The sequence below is a fragment of the Bradyrhizobium sp. STM 3809 genome, assembly GCF_000239795.1.
Taxonomy (GTDB): domain Bacteria; phylum Pseudomonadota; class Alphaproteobacteria; order Rhizobiales; family Xanthobacteraceae; genus Bradyrhizobium.
On the sequence record NZ_CAFJ01000355.1, the window covers coordinates 1 to 1,435 of the forward strand.

General features: G+C 62.4%; 1 protein-coding gene. It reads left to right on the top strand.

Going from position 1 to position 1,435, the window contains the following annotated elements:
* Positions 1 to 140: 140 nt before the first annotated feature.
* On the top strand, positions 141 to 1,435 hold a 1,295-nt coding region (locus tag BRAS3809_RS18780; RefSeq protein WP_139017377.1), incomplete at its 3' end, for a phage tail tape measure protein.

Below are 1,435 nucleotides of genomic sequence, written 5' to 3' on the forward strand. Positions count from 1 at the left end.
TTCGTGATCGGTTGGTTGATCTCGACCCACGGCCTTGACGTTCAAAGCGTCGAGGCCATGCGGCTGCATAAGTTATTCAGATACGCGAAACTGTTCTTGGACTTTGACAAGAAGGTGCGCGAACAAACAGGACAGGGTAGATGAGCAGTGGCCCGTCAGTAACGGCGACGATCAGTGCAAACGATCTCGCGAGCCCGAAGCTTCGCGAGTTGATGGCGACGCTGAAGCAGGCCGAGAAGCTCGCAAAGGACGCCTTCGAGGGCGGCGGATTGGGAGCGGGAAAATACGTCGGCGGCCTCAACCAGGCCACCGCCGCAGCGCAGAAGCACGTGGGCGTGCTCGGTCAGGTGCACGCGGCCCACAAGGCCATCGCCGCGACAGTGGCGGGCTACGCGGGCATGAAGCTGGTGCACGGCGGATTTGACGCCGTGAAGCACGCGCTGCCGGTTCTGCGCGAAGATCAAGCTATCATGGCGCGCACGGGCTACAGCGAAGCCGAGATGGCGAAGCTGCGTCGGCAGCAGGTAGAGCTTGCGCAGCAGTGGGGCGCTTCCGTCGAGGCCACTCAGAAGGCGCATGAGACCTTCGGCCGCCTGAAGTACGACGCGGCGACGAACGTTGCGATCACGGGTCCGACCGCAATCGGTGCTCGCGCCATGGGCGTGACACCCGAACAGAATGCCGAGCTTATGGAATCGATGCTGTCGCAGTACGGCATCCATTTCGACAGCGTGGCGGACGCTCAGCGCAAGGCCACCCGCCTGAACGACATGGCGGCGGTAGCCACCAAGAAATCCAACATGAAGTTTGAGGACGTGTTGGACTATACGCGCTATAGCGCAGCGGCCGCCAATGCCGTCAACGTCAGCCCCGAGCAGAACCTCGCAATGGGCATGGCGCTGAGACGCGGCGGTATTCCCGGCGCCGAAGGCGGCGTCTTCGCCCGCCAGTTCTACGCGCGTATGATGGCCCCGACCCGCAAGGGCCGCGAAGCGGCGATGCAGGCGGGAATCAATATGGACGAGTTCGCGGGCCATGGCGTCATCAGCGGCGAGGGCCTGAGTGACAAGCTCGCGCGGACGTTCGGCAAGCGGCTATCGGCGAAGGCGGTTGAGGGTATCAACGGCGAGCTGGAAAACAACGGCGACGAAATCCTGACGGATCGCGGCAAGTTCGGCGAAATGGTTTTGCGCGCTGCCGAGAAAGGCGGCGAGAAGCTGAACAAGACGGACCAGCGCAATCTGACAAAGTCCGCGAACGAATACTACGATATGACGAAGCAGGGCATTCGGGGCGGGGCGCTGCTCGATCGCATCCTTTCCGAAAACAACCCCGTCCTCATGCAGCAAATCCTAGGCGATAAGCAGGGCGCCCGCGGTACGACGTTGCTGCAGGAGCGGGACAAGTACGCGGAGGCCCGGAAGGACCTGGACCA